Here is a 14,751-nt window from a genome sequence, read left to right on the forward strand (position 1 = left end):
GCGCTCGTAGGGATTTTTTAGTGGGCAAAAAATGGGCAAAAAGTACGTAAAGTTACGAAATTGTATGTGAAATATATTTTTGATATATTACGTAAAAGCACAGTATTATCGGTTTTTGTGCATAATATGTATACTAGTGTAACGAGGGTATTAAATGGGTGGCATGATGTAAAAATAAAAAAGACACGAGCTCGTGTCTTTTTTTATTGCTGTAAATACTGTCTAAATATCATAGAGTTTACTTGCATGCTCGTGGCTGGTATCAATAATGTGAACGTCACGTTTAGTATCCACATCATGCTGCGCCAGAAAGCCGTCCATGGTCATATGCGCAAGCTCTTGGATATTATTATTCAGGCTAAGGTGACCCAGGAAGATACGCTTTGTTTTATTTCCTAAAACATTAAAAGCAGCTTCGGCACCGTCTTCGTTAGATAAATGGCCTTGGTCGCTGAGAATACGTTGTTTTGTTTTCCAAGGGTACCCCCCCATGCGGAGGATCTCAATATCATGATTACTTTCCATAAGGTAGCCGTCGGCATTTTCGATTGTACCGCGCATACGGTCACTTACATAGCCGGTATCTGTAAGTAATACAAAGGATTTGTTATCCTTCATAAAACGATAAAATTGGGGTGCGATAGCATCATGGCTCACACCAAAACTTTCGACATCGATATCACCAAAAGTTTTAGTTTTGCCCATTTCAAAGATATGTTTTTGTTCAGTCGCAATTTTTCCTAGTGAGTTTTTACTCTCTAGTTCTTGCCAGGTTAACTCATTGGCGTAAAGTTGAATGCCATGTTTTCGGGCAAGAACACCAATTCCTTTGATATGGTCGCTGTGCTCATGAGTAATCAGGAGTGCATCGACATCTTTGATGTCTCGGTCAATCTCTCCTAATAAACTCTCGATTTTTTTTCCAGATAATCCAGCATCCACAAGAATTTTCTTTTCAGGAGTTTCCAAATAAAAAGAATTTCCAGTGCTTCCGGATGCTAAAATTGAATATTTAAATGCTGATTCAGTGCTCATTCAGCAAAATCCTCCCAGTCGTTATTTTCTTGATTAATTTCATCACTGTAAGGGAAAGACAGGGTGAAAGTTGAACCAGTTTTACCATCAGAAGTGACTACTATATCACCTTTGTGGAGTTTCATAATATCATAGGCAATAGATAACCCTAAGCCCGTACCGCCGATTTGGCTATTTCTTGAAGCATTATCGACACGATAAAAACGGTCAAAAACTTTGGCTAAAGCAGGTTTTGGAATTCCTATGCCTTGATCGGCAATAGAAGTAAATGCTTTGTTGTCTTCACACCAAACGCTTACGGTAATTGTTCCTCCTTTTGGAGAGTACTTAAAGGCATTATTGATGATATTGTCAATAACCTGCGAAAGCTTATCGGTATCGATTTCAAGCCAAATCTCTTGTTGAGGTATTTGACGAATAATTCTAAAGTTAGTGTAATTTTTTTCGATGATTTGATCAAAACGATCCAGGATATAGTTGATAAAGTCGACGTAGTTGATAATTTCAGTGTGAAGTTTAACCTTATCTTGATCCATACGAGAGAGTTCCAAAAGCTCCCCGATCATTCGAATCATTCGATCTGTTTCGTTAAGCGAAACGTCCACGAAGTGACTGGCAACTTCGGTGTCAGCCAGTGCTCCATCATTGAGCGCTTCTAAGTAGGCTTTGACAGAAGTTAGCGGTGTACGCAACTCATGCGAGACATTGGACACAAAAAGTCGGCGATCTCTTTCTGTTTTTTCTTGTTCTGTTGTATCATGCAAGACAGCAATAATCCCAGAAATATACCCAGATTCACTGCGGAAGAGCATAAAGTTTACGCGAAGAATAACAGCCGTGTCTTCAGAATTGATGGCATTGAGTGTGAGTTCAGGCTCTTTTTGTAGTAAATCATGAAAAGAATATTTGTCGGAGATATTTAGAACATCAATCAAATCTTTACCAATGATTGCCTCGCTTGATTGATCAAGTAGATTCAGTGCTGCGTGATTAGCAAGATTTATCTTCCCGTGCCTATCCGTGGTGATGACCCCATCGGCAAGATAGGTCAAGATACTCTCTAGTTGGTTACGCTGGTTTTCTAAATGTTCTTGCCGATCCTCAATTTCATGTCCAAGTAATAACAATTTATTATAAGCTACTGAAAGCTCATTATTTTCCTTAGAAATTTGGCGGTTTTCATAGTTATTATTTAAAAAATTGTCCACCTGATGAGAGATCTTATTGGCCGTTTGCGCCAAGCGACTGAGATACCAAATAAGAAGACTTAAGGTAATCAGATAAAAGATGAAAAACTGTAAGAGCGCAGTAGTGTGTGTAAGGAAGTAAGGACTATTTACTATCTCAAAAATGCCAAAAAGAAGTAGATGAATCACTACTCCTTTAAGTACTATTGAATTAAAAAATTTATTCATGAGGTTCGCTCATATAGTATCCAACACCACGACGTGTAGATACGTATTGAGGGCGGCTTGGAGTATCTTCAACTTTTTCGCGAAGACGACGAACTGTGACGTCAACAGTACGAACATCACCGAAGTAATCGTAGCCCCAAACAGTTTCAAGCAATGTTTCACGTGTGATAACTTCACCGAGATGTTGTGCAAGATAATAGAGCAATTCAAATTCGCGGTGTGTCAAGTCAAGCTGTGTTTCATTTTTATATGCGGCATAATGTGTCGGGTTGATACGTAAGTTACCAATTACCAATTCTTTTTTAGAATCTTTTGGTTGTTCAACAGGAACATTTGTCATGCGGCGTAAATTTGATTTAATACGAGCAAGTAATTCACGGTTTGAAAATGGTTTTGTGATGTAATCATCTGCACCGAGTTCAAGGCCGATAACTTTATCAAACTCTGTATCTTTGGCAGAAACCATCAAAATAGGGACTTCAGAAGTTTTACGAATTTGACGTGTAACTTCAAGACCATCAATTTTTGGAAGCATCAAATCAAGATAGATAAGATCGGGTTTTTCTGATTCAAAGAGTTCAAGAGCTTCTTCACCATCAAAAGCAGTGACTACTTCATACCCTTCTTTGACGAGGTTAAATTTTACAATATCAGAAATTGGTTTTTCGTCGTCAACAACAAGAATTTTTTTCATGATAATCCTTTCGCTTAGATGTGTATAATATTAATTGCTTTTCTCATTATACAATTATTACAGTAGTATAGCAAGGTAAAGCCTTCCATAATATAGAGTTTTTACAAAAGTGAAATCATTTGTAAAATAAGAAACTTATATAGTAAACAATATTTATAAAAGAACTTTTTTCCCATATTTTTTCTTTTTATTTTTGCTATAATAGAAGATATGAATGGAATATTAATTAGTTTGGAAGGGCCAGATGGGGCCGGTAAAACGACTGTTTTACAAAGAATTCTTCCAGAATTAGAAAAATCGTCTTATAAAATCCTTTCGACACGTGAACCTGGTGGCGTGCGTGTTGCAGAAGAGATTCGAAATATAATTTTAAGCACAGAAAATACAGAAATTGACAGTAAGACAGAGCTGATGCTGTTTGCTGCGGCACGTCGCCTACATATGCAAACAAAAATGCTTCCCGCACTTGCTGCAGGAGAAATGGTAATTGTTGACCGTTTCATTGATTCGTCGGTGGCTTATCAAGGTTACGGACGTGAACTTGGTGTTGAACCTGTAAACTGGCTTAACGAATTTGCAACAGACGGTCTTAAACCAGATTTGACATTATATTTCGATATTGATACAGATGTTGCACTTGAACGAATTATGAAAAATAGAGCGGATGAAGTCAATAGACTTGATTTAGAACGTGCCGAAATGCATCGTAAAGTCAGACAGGGTTACTTAGAAATAGTGAAGCAGGAGCCTGAGCGCTTTGTCACTATTGATGCCAGTCAAGAACTTGACAAAGTTGTTGCAGACACGTTAACAGTCATCAAAAAGAAATTTTGTTTGTAATAAAATTTCAAACTAAGGAGTTTTCATGAAAATTGCAGATATTCAACCCGCACTTTTTGAACGCTTTAAGCATATTTTACGTGTGAATAAACTGAGCCATGCTTATCTCTTTAGTGGAGGATTTGGTAGTTTTGATATGGCTATTTGGCTTAGTCAGGCCATTTTTTGTGAAAATTTACAGGACAATTTACCTTGTGAGAATTGCCGTCACTGTCGTTTAGTTGCTAGGGATGAATTTAGCGATTTACACATCATTCGTCCTGAAGGTCAAACGATAAAAACAGGACAAATTCGAGATTTATCGGAAGTTTTTAGTCAGTCCGGATTTGAAGGGGCTCAGAAAGTGGTCATTATCACGGAAGCTGAAAAAATGCACAGTAATGCAGCCAATGCTTTGCTTAAATCAATTGAAGAACCTGATAATGCCACACATGTCTTTTTGCTCACAGAAAACGATAATCTCATTTTACCCACCATTAAATCACGGGCACAAGTTTTTAGCTTTCCCAAAAATAGTGCCTATATGCAAGAAATTTTGGAACAAAATGGTGTCTTAAAAACACAAGCAGAACTCCTGAGCCGAATTTGTAACTCGGTAGAAGAAGCCCAAGATTTAAGTGGCGCCACTTGGTTTAATGATACCTTGAAGAAACTCCAACAATTGCTGAAATTAGTGAAGACGGATCAACGGGAAGCTTTTCTTTACCTGACAAATGTCTCGGAAAATATTGAGGATAAGGAAAAACAAAGTTTAGTTTTTTCCCTGCTCTTAGAGCTTTTTAATCAAGAAATGATGCCCGACTGGGTTCAAAAAACCTTTCAAGCAGAAAAAATGTGGAAAAGCAATGTGCGCTTTGGCTCTTGTTTGGAATATATAGTCCTGAAATAGGAAGAAGATAATATGATTTACGAAGTAGAGTTTACACATGGAGAACAAAATACCTTTGTAAGTGGTCATGAAACATTTGCACCGAGAACGCAAGTCATTATTCAAAACGAAAAGGGCAAGACCTATGGCCGGATAATGAAGCAGCTGCCACAAGATAAAAATGTTGATACATCTGGAGAAATTGTTCGCGCAGCAACAGAAGAAGATGAAGAATTGATTCAGACAACAGAGCTGCTCTCGCAACAAGCCTGCGCGAAGATTCGCCAGATTGTTGCGGATTGCGGGATTGACATGAAGGTTACAAATGCAGCTTATAATTTAAACCAAAGTCAGCTTTTTGTATCCTTTACATCGGAAAATAGAGTGGATTTTCGAGCTTTGCTTAAAGAATTAGCAGCGACTTTTCGTACGCGAATCGAACTTCGTCAGATTGGAGCGCGTGATGCTGCAAAAATGTATGGTGGCGTTGGGCCTTGTGGACGACCGCTTTGTTGTTCGGAGTTTATTTACGAATTTCCTAATGTCTCGATTAAGATGGCAAAAAATCAGTCGCTCTCTTTGAAACAAAGTAAACTGAATGGCCTTTGTGGTCGTTTGATGTGTTGTCTGTCTTATGAAGATGAATTTTACAGGGAAGCGCGTAAAAATTTCCCTGATTTTGGGGAACATATTACAACTGCAGATGGTGAGGGGAAAGTTATTGGACTTAATATTTTGAATAACAAAGTTAAACTTCGCTTAGATCATACAATAAAAGAGTTTGATATTGCAGAGATAAATCTTTAAGAAGAATTGACATAGAGGTAAGTTATGGGGGAAATGATGATCGATAAAAATGAGATTTATGTGCAACTTGGGCTACTGGAGGAAAGTTTGGCTTATACACTGGGCCAAATTTCAACGGTACGCGATGCTTTGGATGAATCTTTAAAAGAAAATGCCACAATTCGCATGGAAAATGAAAAATTACGCGAACGTTTGGCGCATATTGAGAAAAAAGAAGAAAAAGCCAGCTCAAAATCAAAAGATGAGCCTAATCCAAATTTGATTCAGATTTTTAATGAGGGCTTTCATGTATGTCACCTCCACTACGCAGAACGTTTGCAAGATGGTGAAAACTGCTTAGACTGCTTGGAGCTTTTGTACAGATGATAAATATACAAAGCAGTTTTAAAGGTGAAAAAAGTGCAGGCACGCTTTACTTGGTACCAACGCCTATTGGTAATATGCAGGATATGACTTTACGAGCTTTAGAAACCTTGCGTAATGTGGATTTGGTAGCAAGTGAGGATACACGTAACACGCAAAAATTACTTAATCATTTTGAAATCAAGGTGGCTCAGGAATCTTTTCATGAGCATAATTCCTTTGACAAAATTCCGAAGCTTTTAGATTTTCTTATGTCAGGGAAATCGCTAGCACAGGTCTCTGATGCGGGGATGCCTTCAATATCTGATCCAGGTCATGATTTAGTTGTGGAAGCCATTAAGCGAAATATTGATGTGATTGCTCTACCAGGGGCTTCAGCTGGAATAACAGCGCTTATCGCTTCGGGCTTAATCCCACAACCCCATATTTTTTATGGCTTTTTACCTCGTAAAAAAGGAGAGCAAAAAAAGTTCTTGGAAACTAAGCTGGCTTATCCTGAAACGCAAATTTTTTATGAGTCTCCTTATCGTGTTGCAGATACTTTAGAAAATATGGCTCAGGTATATGGGGACCGAGAGGTTACCCTAGTCCGTGAATTAACAAAAATTTATGAAGAATACCGTCGAGGTAAAATTTCTGAAATTTTACTTTCTTTAAAAGAGCAGCCGATTAAGGGAGAATGCTTGCTTATTGTTGCTGGCTTCGATGGTGAAGTTGAAGATACTGTGGAAGATAAAACCACACCATTAGAAGCTGTTCAGCTTCTTGTTGCATCGGGAATAAAGCCTAATGCTGCCATCAAGCAAGTGGCGAAAGAACGGGAGTTGGTACGTCAAGAGCTTTATGCCCAGTATCATGATTTATAAAATGAAAGAACAACTTAAGGTTGTTTTTTTATTTTGTTCATGTAGAAGTTTTTTTATAAGCATAGAAAAAAGGAAATTGTGTAGATTATGTTAAAATCAAAGCGTAAGTAAAAAGGAAGTGGAGATATAATGAAAATAAATAAAGTTATAACCTTATTGGCTTTGAGTGCAGCTGGCGTTACTCTGCTAGCAGCGTGCTCAAAATCAAATAAAAGTACAACCGCAGGCCAAGAAAAAACAACCACAGTGAATGTGGCAATCTCTGGCTCATCAAATCCTTACGAATATACGAAGGATGGGCAGTTGACAGGTTATGAATATGATATTCTCAAAAAAGCAGATGAAAATTTGCCTCAATATAAATTTGACTTTAAGACATATGATGACAGTGCTATTCTTGCAGCTTTAGATGCAGGACGCGCAGATATTGGTGTGAATATTTATGGTAAAACTAAGGCGCGTGAGGAAAAGTATCTCTTTAGTTTTCCTACCACGCAAGGCATTAATGCGATTTTCTCTAATGATAAAGATAAAATCACAACCATCGAAGGCCTTGTAGGAAAGAAAACTGAGATTCCAACAGGAACCAACTATGGCGATATTATGGATCAGTGGAACAGTGCGCATCCTGATAAAAAAATTACCGTCGATTATTCAAAACGTGGGCTGGCAGAACGATTACAAGCACTTTCTGATGGACAAATGGACTTTATCTTTGCTTCAAAATCTGCAGCGGAAAATCTCGTCAAAGAACATGCTGTAACAGGTGTATCCGATACAGTACCTACAGACCTTGAAAAATATCCTGAATTCAAGACTTACACTTACTATATCCTTGACAATAGTCAAACTCAGCTTCAAAAAGATCTTAACCAAGAGATTAAAAAGATGGCTGAAGATGGCTACTTGAAAGAACTTTCTCAAAAATATTTTGGGGGAGACCAAGTTCCCGGAATGGAACAATACAAATAAAAAAGTGCGAGAAGCACTTTTTATTTGCATTTAACAATGTCCATCAACGTTTTCATTAATCCAATACTGTTCTTGTTCATCAAAGATTCTGAGATGAGGATTTTTATGGATAAAATCTAGAATCACTTTCCTGCTTAAACCACTGTATTTAACTGCAGCATCGACAGTGACAATATCCATTTTTTCAATTGCTTTGCGTAAATTGTCCATGTATTTATTATAACTTTTTTGACACAATACGAGAAAAGAAAGGACAGATTTATCCTATTTATCTAGATATTCGGGGTAAAAAAAGAATTGCTACTTGATTTTCACTCTCAAATTTTATAAAATTGTCAAGTACCTTTGCGTACTCTAATGGAGAATTTATAGTTATGACTACAAATAAAATGGGCACAGGAACCGCTCATTCCAAATTAATTTTGATTGGAGAGCATTCGGTTGTTTATGGGCAGCCTGCAATTGCGTTACCTGTTACTATTCTGAAGACAACCGTTACAATTTCTTCTATCAAATACGGACAATATATTGAAAATAATGAATCACGACGCAGATTGGATGTGTTAGGAGACGAATTTGAGGGGGTCCGCCAACTCATCCTACGTCTTTTGGAAAAATTTAATTCCGTAAAACTTCCATTTTCTCTGGAAATTGATTCGAATATCCCTTTGGGACGGGGATTGGGAGCATCAGCCGCTCTAGCAACAGCAATCACACGTGCTTTTTATGATTTTTTTGATGCAGAGCTAACAGATGAAATACTCTTATCTTTTGCTAACTTCTCGGAGAATATTACACACGGCCGCTCATCAGGAATCGATGTCGCAACCGTCAATTCGGAGTTGCCGCTTTGGTTTATTAAAGGCCAAACAGCTGAATCTTTTGATATCAATCTATCGGGTTATCTGGTTATTGGAGATTCAGGTGTACACGGCTTTACCAGTCAAGCGATTAGCATAGTCAGAGAAAAATTATCAGAGAATAAAGCCAAAGCTCAAGGCCATATTGAAAAGTTAGGCCAACTCTCAAAAGCTTCAAAAGATTTTCTCATGACAAATAAGTTAAAAGACTTGGGGCAAGTCATGAACCAAGCGCATGAGAATCTTTCTTCACTCGGTGTTTCACACCCACGCTTAGACACCTTAGTGGATACAGCGCTGAGAAATGGTGCGCTGGGAGCCAAGCTTACAGGCTCAGGTCTAGGTGGGGTAATGGTCGCTCTAGCAGCTAATGAAAAAGATGCGATCCGCATTAGTCAAAAGCTCTTGAAAAATGGTGCCAAGAACACGTGGATTTACTCTGTTTAAAAATGAAACGATAACTTAAACCCTCGAAGTCATTGACTTTATGAGGGTTTTTGTTTTGCCCTAAAATCAATTAACAGAGCTTTTACTCAGAAATTAGCATATTTTTAGAATAATTCTAACTCTTGTTTTTTCTTCACAGGTTCTAAGTGGGAGTACAGGTTCGTTGTCATTCGTAAATTTGAATGCCCTAACCTTTGCTGTATGACTTTATAGCTCAGGCCAACATTTAAACATAAGCTTGCATGAGGATGTCTAAAGCTATGGAAAGATAACACAGTAAGTCGAGCAGAAGCCTCATAGGCTTTTAAGCGATGAGTGAAACCGGGGATTACCTAAAGTAAAAATTGGAACGGAAAGAATATATCCACGCGATCCATTTATTAATTGGATAGGTCAAAATTGGAAGAAATTTAAGTAAAATAGTTTGAAATAAAATGATGATTCTATTATTTAAGGTGCAGAGCTTATAACAATAATGAAGCTCATTAATAAAATGATATAATATTTATAAAATAATGGCTTGAAAAGGAAGTGTATGGGCAACAAAATTCAAGATAACAATACAATCAATGAATTAGACAAAATGATTAAAACTTCAAAAGTGTTGGCACCTTTTTTTAAACTATTCAAAATAGATACAGGTATTGATATAAAAAGTATAGAAAAACAATTTGGTGAACTAAGAACATTAAATGATGATTTTAATACATATTACCATGAAAAAGGATGGATTTCTCATGAATCACTTAATATAGATGTTCTGAAGTTTTGTGTTAGGGTAGCCAAAGAAGGAGATATTGATCGCGGAGAAGATGCTCTAATAGAATATTATGAAGGTGAATTAAAAAACTTTGAGAAATATTCTTATAGGAAACATTTTTATGATAGACAAGAGTTGTTAAACCTTGCAATAGAAGATTATTTTGCTGAAAGATACCATTCTTCTATACCAATAGCCCTATTAAGTGCTGATGGAATAATAAATGATGTTGAACCAACAGGATTGTTTGCGAAAGAAACTGACTTAGAGGTTTGGGATAGTATATCTGGACACGGGAGTGGTTTAAAGTCCTTGATTTCATTATTAAGTAAAAATCGTAAAAAAACTAGTACGGAGCCGATTTATCTTCCATATAGGAATGGTATTTTGCATGGGAGAGATATAAATTATTATAATAAGACAGTTGCAATTAAATCTTTTGCATTATTGATATATTTAGCGGATTGGATAAGAGAAAAATATAGTGAAGCTGAAAGGATAAGAAAAAAAGAAGAAATTGACTCAACAAGTTTAAAAGATATAATTAAAAGTATTTCTGAAACTAGTAAGAAGCAAAGAAAATCAGAAGAATTATTAAAAAAATGGAAACCTAGAGTTTTTGAGTCTATCCCCCAAAACTTTGAAGATAACACACCAGAGCAAAAAGTCTTTGAATTTTTAGAATGTATTAGAAATAAAAATTATGGTACACCAGTTTCTATGTACCCATCAACAATATATAAAACATTGTCAATAAAAACTAAAGCGGGATTTCTTAGAGAAGAATTTCAAAATATTGTAATAAAAAATTATTCAGTAATTAAAATAGAGGACACAGCAGGAGCAGTAACCCTTGTCACAGTTAATATTAATTATGAATATGGAGACAACTCGAATGAAGAAGTTTTTGAATTTCGGACCCTGTATGAAGTTGATGGAGAGATAGAGAATAGACTTGCTTTGAACGGAGAGTGGAAGATAGCGAACTTAGAAAGACTGAGTTATCATTTGAAGTATTTGAAAAAAAAAATGATAAAAAATATGTATTATAAGTCCTGTTCATGTTATCAATTTTGCGCAAGGTGATATAATTTTTAACAACATTTTTACCTACTTTAGAAAATAAAAGTAAGTTTTTTTATATTGATTAGTTTGATTTGAATCATTAAGTGAGTTTATAAAAAGGGTTTTTAGGAGAAAAAAATGGAAATTTTAACTACTGTTTTGCAACTGTTTATACTGGCGACTTTATGGGTGGCAGGTTTGTTTTTAAAAGATGTGCCATCCTTATTTAGAGCCCTGAAACTTGAAAAAACACGAGGAAATACTGAAAAAGATATTCAAAGAGAGTCTTTTTTTAGACAAATAAAAGGAGATGAGCTGGCTAAAACCTTAAATTATTGGACAAATGTCGTGCTTGATATGAAGTCTTTTATTTCGAAAGTTGATAGTAAAAAGGGGGCTCAGGATATAATAGCCATGCAAAAAAATGTGTTTATGTATGGATCTGAGAAAACAGTTATTATATTATCAGAAATGATGCAATATTTTTATACTAGAGAAGATGATGATGAAGGTTATAGAGCAATGACATTTGTAGCTTTTCTTATATGTAGTTTGAAGTATGATTTTACAGGATATGAAATAGATCCGATAACTATATTGAAAATTAAAATAACTGATATCGATATTGAGAAACTCTCAAGAGAGAAAAAATATGTCGAAACAGTATTGGACAAGTATGATTTATAAATATTCCAAATAATTGATACATAAATGCTTTTCTCTTTCAATAAATTTATTGTTAATAGATTAGAAAAAAGCATATCCTTTATAGTAATTAAATTACATTACATGGTCTCACTTTTTCGTATGGCGGTGCAATTTTTTAACAGAGTTTCAAAGCTTTGTTAGATTATTTTATATTGAAGTAAACTATTGAGGTATTGAACTTACTTCGACAAATTAGATTGGATTATCCTATATTTTAGCAAATTGATAACACATGGATTTACTCTGTTTAAAAATGAAACGATAAAAAACTTAAGTGTATAAGTCACTTAAGGTTTTTTTATTTCACGACATCATCGTGATCGCTTATTTTTAATGCATGCTGCTTTTATTTATTATTAGAAAGCATTATAATATAGGCAAAGCAAGGAAGGAGAAATCTTGATGAATTACAAAAATATTTTGGTTCCCATTGACGGTTCAGACAACTCATACAAAGCACTCCGAGAGGCCATGGAAATCGCGCGTTTAAACGATGTGACACTTTCGGTCTTAACCGTCCAAGATGACGGGAAGTTATACGGACATGCTTTGCCGATCCTTAAGCACAATTATACAAAAGCTTCCGAGATGATTCTGCAAGAAGCAGTGGATATCGTGAAGGACAATGTCAAAGTTCAAACTTTCGTGGTGGTAGGTATTCCTAAGAAGCAAATTGTTGAATTTGCAACGGAGCAGAAGTGTGACCTCATCGTGATGGGGGCTACAGGTTCTAATTACTTTGAACGTATGACTTTGGGTTCTACAACAGCTTATGTTGTTAATCATGCACCCTGTAATGTTACAGTTGTGAAGTAATTATTGCACCGGAGATTCTCTTTTCTTCTTTTACGATATATATAAAATATAATCACCTTATCAGGTGTGCCCTCAAGTGAATACAAGTAAAAAGTTCCAACACTGTAAAAAGCTGTTGGAACTTTTTTTGTTTCCCAACGTAAAAACTCTCACACAAATGAAACTCTAATGAAATCATTTTGACATCAAAACTACAAATGTTAGAATTAAATAAGAAACATTCTTAGATATATGTAATAAAAGACTTGACGAGGGAAATGCTATGACTTATAATCAGACAGCACAGCACAGCACAGCACAGCACAGCACAGCACAGCACAGCACAGCACAGCACAGCACAGCACAGCACAGCACAGCACAGCACAGCACAGCACAGCACAGCACAGCACAGCACAGCACAGCACAGCGGTAGAAGACCGTCTTTTTCAACTTGCCCCAAAACGCTCTGGACCACTGGAGCGTTTTTTCCGTCCTCTGACCCTTAGAGCTGAGGGTCAGGTTAAAAGAAGTAAAGATACAAAAAGAATCATAAAGAAAGACAAAGAAAGGGAAAAGGTATTATTATGACACCAGAAAAGAAACGTAAACTACGGAACATCGCCATCCTCTCCTTGCTTGGCTTAATCGGCGTTACTTTCGCTTTTCAAGCCTTCAACCAGCAGGCCATCAATGACCGCTTGCGGGAGAATATCCCCGGTGGGCGAGTCCATGACTACTACAACCGAAACACAGAAAACAAAGATGTCTTTGTTGAAAACTTTGGCACTGTTCCCCTCATGGCCCGGGTGCGTCTCTCGGAATTCTTGGAATCACGTTCCCCTGGAGAGACAGCATTTACCCCATTAGTCGCAGGGACGACGCGTGAGAATATAGACAGCTGGACCACTTGGATCCCAAGTGCCAACAACACAGGTCAACGTGAAAGCAGCCATGCTTCAAATGCCTTCAATCGTTATTCTAACCTCATCTTGGGCTGGTCCCGCCCAGGGCAAAGTGCCCCATGGTTCATGCCTACCTTCAACCACAATAACCTAGACCTCAGTACAGCTGCTGCAGGCCATGCCCGGGACTATATCGCAGGCTCAGGGGCAACCGACGCGACAACCGATGGCACCACCCATCCTGAGGATGGTACAGATGCTTATTGGTCAAGTGGGGATACTTATGATAACAGTGGGGGGACCTGGCCTGGGGAAACCGTTACACATCAAGCCATACAAAACCTCCCACAAGACCGTGCCCCAATGACTATCGCACAATGGGCTAACCTCCCTAATTATGAAAAAGTGGGGAACTTCTGGGTGATTGACCACCAAACGGGATGGGCTTACTGGGCCAACCGCCTGCGGGCCGGGGAGGCTACCTCTTACCTGCTTGATGCCGCAGAAATGACAGCAGAAGCAGATACCATTCCAGGCGAATATTATTATGGTATCCATGTGGATAGTCAGTTGATTAGTCCGGACCGTACAGAGGAGTTTTTAGCTACAGATTCTGAAGGTGCCCACCATGCGGACTTGCCCGATTTTCTTGATGCAGTGCGTAACTGGGAAAATCACCCTTGGTCTATCAATTTGAACCTCATGGAACCAGGTACTATCTTCACTATGGATGGGGAACAATATCGTTACCTTGAAGACATGGGGAACGATAATCATCTGATTATTCGGGATGAGCCTATCCGTGACACAAGCTTTGTTCAGCAAAATACAGTTCTAACGAACTTCTATAATACCCTTACTGAAGAAGTCCGCGCGCTTGTTCAACCTGTGTCTATACCAGCAGTAGTACCAGGCATTTCATTAGCCACAGTTGTGCCTTGGGAAGGAGAGGAACGTTGGATACCTGCGGAGTGGGAAGATGCTCGTTTTAATGATGTCAGAAATGATAGAACAGCTGTGAACGGTGCTGGCACTCCACAAGCATTTGCGCTTTCTTTCGCTGATGTTGTCCACCTGTCAACCGAAACAGGGCCGTTCCCATCCTTTGTACAGCGTGTGGCTGCACATACCAGTTGGTGGTGGACGCGTACCCCTGCTACTACCCCCAATGCTTGGGCTTTGGGTTGGACCCCTGTTGGTCGGCTGAATGACTTTGTTGCTGTGACCCATCATTCTGTCAATGGAGGAGTTCGTCCTGCCCTAATAATAAGTCAATCGAACTAAAGCAAATAAAAGATTAGGAAAACAAATTCCTAATCTTTTTTATTTTATACCAATCGTATAGTCACCATCC

At 37.6% G+C, this 14,751-nt stretch carries 17 protein-coding genes; 12 read left to right on the top strand and 5 right to left on the bottom strand.

The window, feature by feature from the left end:
- Positions 1 to 222 precede the first annotated feature (222 nt).
- From PYW30_RS01570 to yycF, 3 genes are read right to left on the bottom strand one after another with little or no spacing between them, the layout of a single operon-like run.
- Positions 223 to 1,035 (bottom strand): MBL fold metallo-hydrolase, encoded by an 813-nt coding sequence (locus tag PYW30_RS01570; RefSeq protein ID WP_003133892.1) that lies wholly within the window; start codon positions 1,033 to 1,035, stop codon positions 223 to 225.
- The gene (locus tag PYW30_RS01575; protein WP_042217511.1) at positions 1,032 to 2,450 is read right to left on the bottom strand and encodes an ATP-binding protein; all 1,419 of its coding nucleotides are present in this window, start codon (positions 2,448 to 2,450) and stop codon (positions 1,032 to 1,034) included. The genes PYW30_RS01570 and PYW30_RS01575 overlap by 4 nt, the downstream gene beginning before the upstream one ends.
- Positions 2,443 to 3,144 carry a response regulator YycF gene (yycF, locus tag PYW30_RS01580; RefSeq protein ID WP_003133894.1) on the bottom strand — a complete coding sequence of 234 codons (702 nt, stop codon included), beginning with the start codon at positions 3,142 to 3,144 and terminating at the stop codon, positions 2,443 to 2,445. The genes PYW30_RS01575 and yycF overlap by 8 nt, the downstream gene beginning before the upstream one ends.
- Positions 3,145 to 3,354: 210 nt before the next feature.
- On the opposite strand from yycF, the gene tmk reads away from it, so the two are divergent.
- The 6 genes from tmk (at position 3,355) to PYW30_RS01610 (ending at position 7,860) form a co-directional block, all read left to right on the top strand.
- On the top strand, positions 3,355 to 3,984 hold the full coding sequence (tmk, locus tag PYW30_RS01585) for a dTMP kinase (protein ID WP_042217509.1): 630 nt from the start codon (positions 3,355 to 3,357) through the stop codon (positions 3,982 to 3,984).
- A 25-nt stretch (positions 3,985 to 4,009) separates the two neighbouring features.
- On the top strand, positions 4,010 to 4,873 hold the full coding sequence (locus PYW30_RS01590; protein WP_042217507.1) for a DNA polymerase III subunit delta': 864 nt from the start codon (positions 4,010 to 4,012) through the stop codon (positions 4,871 to 4,873).
- 12 nt (positions 4,874 to 4,885) lie between these two features.
- Positions 4,886 to 5,659, top strand: coding sequence for a PSP1 domain-containing protein (gene ricT, locus PYW30_RS01595; RefSeq protein WP_003133900.1), 774 nt, complete (start codon positions 4,886 to 4,888; stop codon positions 5,657 to 5,659).
- 24 nt (positions 5,660 to 5,683) lie between these two features.
- Entirely contained in the window at positions 5,684 to 6,025 is a 342-nt protein-coding gene (locus PYW30_RS01600) for a DNA replication initiation control protein YabA (RefSeq protein ID WP_016171014.1), read from the top strand.
- Positions 6,022 to 6,888, top strand: coding sequence for a 16S rRNA (cytidine(1402)-2'-O)-methyltransferase (rsmI, locus tag PYW30_RS01605; protein ID WP_042217504.1), 867 nt, complete (start codon positions 6,022 to 6,024; stop codon positions 6,886 to 6,888). Before PYW30_RS01600 ends, rsmI begins: the two co-directional genes overlap by 4 nt.
- 129 nt (positions 6,889 to 7,017) lie before the next feature.
- Complete coding sequence (locus PYW30_RS01610; RefSeq protein WP_003133905.1) at positions 7,018 to 7,860, top strand: transporter substrate-binding domain-containing protein; 843 nt, start codon at positions 7,018 to 7,020, stop codon at positions 7,858 to 7,860.
- Between the two features lie 30 nt (positions 7,861 to 7,890).
- Here PYW30_RS01610 and PYW30_RS01615 read toward each other — a convergent pair whose 3' ends face one another.
- Positions 7,891 to 8,070: a hypothetical protein gene (locus tag PYW30_RS01615; RefSeq protein ID WP_016171013.1), complete on the bottom strand. Its 180-nt coding sequence runs from the start codon at positions 8,068 to 8,070 to the stop codon at positions 7,891 to 7,893.
- A gap of 164 nt (positions 8,071 to 8,234) precedes the next feature.
- Between PYW30_RS01615 and mvk the strand changes: the two genes are divergently transcribed.
- Positions 8,235 to 9,167, top strand: coding sequence for a mevalonate kinase (gene mvk, locus PYW30_RS01620; protein WP_042217500.1), 933 nt, complete (start codon positions 8,235 to 8,237; stop codon positions 9,165 to 9,167).
- Between the two features lie 104 nt (positions 9,168 to 9,271).
- Here mvk and PYW30_RS01625 read toward each other — a convergent pair whose 3' ends face one another.
- Positions 9,272 to 9,496: a tyrosine-type recombinase/integrase gene (locus tag PYW30_RS01625; protein ID WP_080719661.1), complete on the bottom strand. Its 225-nt coding sequence runs from the start codon at positions 9,494 to 9,496 to the stop codon at positions 9,272 to 9,274.
- Between the two features lie 206 nt (positions 9,497 to 9,702).
- Between PYW30_RS01625 and PYW30_RS01630 the strand changes: the two genes are divergently transcribed.
- From PYW30_RS01630 to PYW30_RS01650, 5 genes are all read left to right on the top strand, one after another.
- Positions 9,703 to 11,013: a hypothetical protein gene (locus PYW30_RS01630; protein WP_042217498.1), complete on the top strand. Its 1,311-nt coding sequence runs from the start codon at positions 9,703 to 9,705 to the stop codon at positions 11,011 to 11,013.
- A 117-nt stretch (positions 11,014 to 11,130) separates the two neighbouring features.
- Complete coding sequence (locus PYW30_RS01635) at positions 11,131 to 11,679, top strand: hypothetical protein (protein WP_042217496.1); 549 nt, start codon at positions 11,131 to 11,133, stop codon at positions 11,677 to 11,679.
- A 423-nt stretch (positions 11,680 to 12,102) separates the two neighbouring features.
- A complete protein-coding gene (locus PYW30_RS01640) occupies positions 12,103 to 12,516 on the top strand; it encodes a universal stress protein (protein ID WP_017370470.1) in 414 nt (137 codons plus the stop codon).
- A 262-nt stretch (positions 12,517 to 12,778) separates the two neighbouring features.
- Positions 12,779 to 12,928 carry an adenine methyltransferase gene (locus PYW30_RS01645; protein WP_131485535.1) on the top strand — a complete coding sequence of 50 codons (150 nt, stop codon included), beginning with the start codon at positions 12,779 to 12,781 and terminating at the stop codon, positions 12,926 to 12,928.
- Positions 12,929 to 13,079: 151 nt separating this feature from the next.
- Complete coding sequence (locus PYW30_RS01650; RefSeq protein WP_042217478.1) at positions 13,080 to 14,681, top strand: hypothetical protein; 1,602 nt, start codon at positions 13,080 to 13,082, stop codon at positions 14,679 to 14,681.
- Positions 14,682 to 14,751 lie beyond the last annotated feature (70 nt).

The organism is Lactococcus garvieae subsp. garvieae (assembly GCF_029024465.1).
Classification (GTDB): domain Bacteria; phylum Bacillota; class Bacilli; order Lactobacillales; family Streptococcaceae; genus Lactococcus; species Lactococcus garvieae.

Bases quoted from the DNA above. Each gene is read 5' to 3' on its own strand.
- PYW30_RS01570 (WP_003133892.1), bottom strand. From the start codon at position 1,035: ATGAGCACTGAATCAGCATTTAAATATTCAATTTTAGCATCCGGAAGC.
- PYW30_RS01575 (WP_042217511.1), bottom strand. From the start codon at position 2,450: ATGAATAAATTTTTTAATTCAATAGTACTTAAAGGAGTAGTGATTCAT.
- yycF (WP_003133894.1), bottom strand. From the start codon at position 3,144: ATGAAAAAAATTCTTGTTGTTGACGACGAAAAACCAATTTCTGATATT.
- tmk (WP_042217509.1), top strand. From the start codon at position 3,355: ATGAATGGAATATTAATTAGTTTGGAAGGGCCAGATGGGGCCGGTAAA.
- PYW30_RS01590 (WP_042217507.1), top strand. From the start codon at position 4,010: ATGAAAATTGCAGATATTCAACCCGCACTTTTTGAACGCTTTAAGCAT.
- ricT (WP_003133900.1), top strand. From the start codon at position 4,886: ATGATTTACGAAGTAGAGTTTACACATGGAGAACAAAATACCTTTGTA.
- PYW30_RS01600 (WP_016171014.1), top strand. From the start codon at position 5,684: ATGGGGGAAATGATGATCGATAAAAATGAGATTTATGTGCAACTTGGG.
- rsmI (WP_042217504.1), top strand. From the start codon at position 6,022: ATGATAAATATACAAAGCAGTTTTAAAGGTGAAAAAAGTGCAGGCACG.
- PYW30_RS01610 (WP_003133905.1), top strand. From the start codon at position 7,018: ATGAAAATAAATAAAGTTATAACCTTATTGGCTTTGAGTGCAGCTGGC.
- PYW30_RS01615 (WP_016171013.1), bottom strand. From the start codon at position 8,070: ATGGACAATTTACGCAAAGCAATTGAAAAAATGGATATTGTCACTGTC.
- mvk (WP_042217500.1), top strand. From the start codon at position 8,235: ATGACTACAAATAAAATGGGCACAGGAACCGCTCATTCCAAATTAATT.
- PYW30_RS01630 (WP_042217498.1), top strand. From the start codon at position 9,703: ATGGGCAACAAAATTCAAGATAACAATACAATCAATGAATTAGACAAA.
- PYW30_RS01635 (WP_042217496.1), top strand. From the start codon at position 11,131: ATGGAAATTTTAACTACTGTTTTGCAACTGTTTATACTGGCGACTTTA.
- PYW30_RS01640 (WP_017370470.1), top strand. From the start codon at position 12,103: ATGAATTACAAAAATATTTTGGTTCCCATTGACGGTTCAGACAACTCA.
- PYW30_RS01645 (WP_131485535.1), top strand. From the start codon at position 12,779: ATGACTTATAATCAGACAGCACAGCACAGCACAGCACAGCACAGCACA.
- PYW30_RS01650 (WP_042217478.1), top strand. From the start codon at position 13,080: ATGACACCAGAAAAGAAACGTAAACTACGGAACATCGCCATCCTCTCC.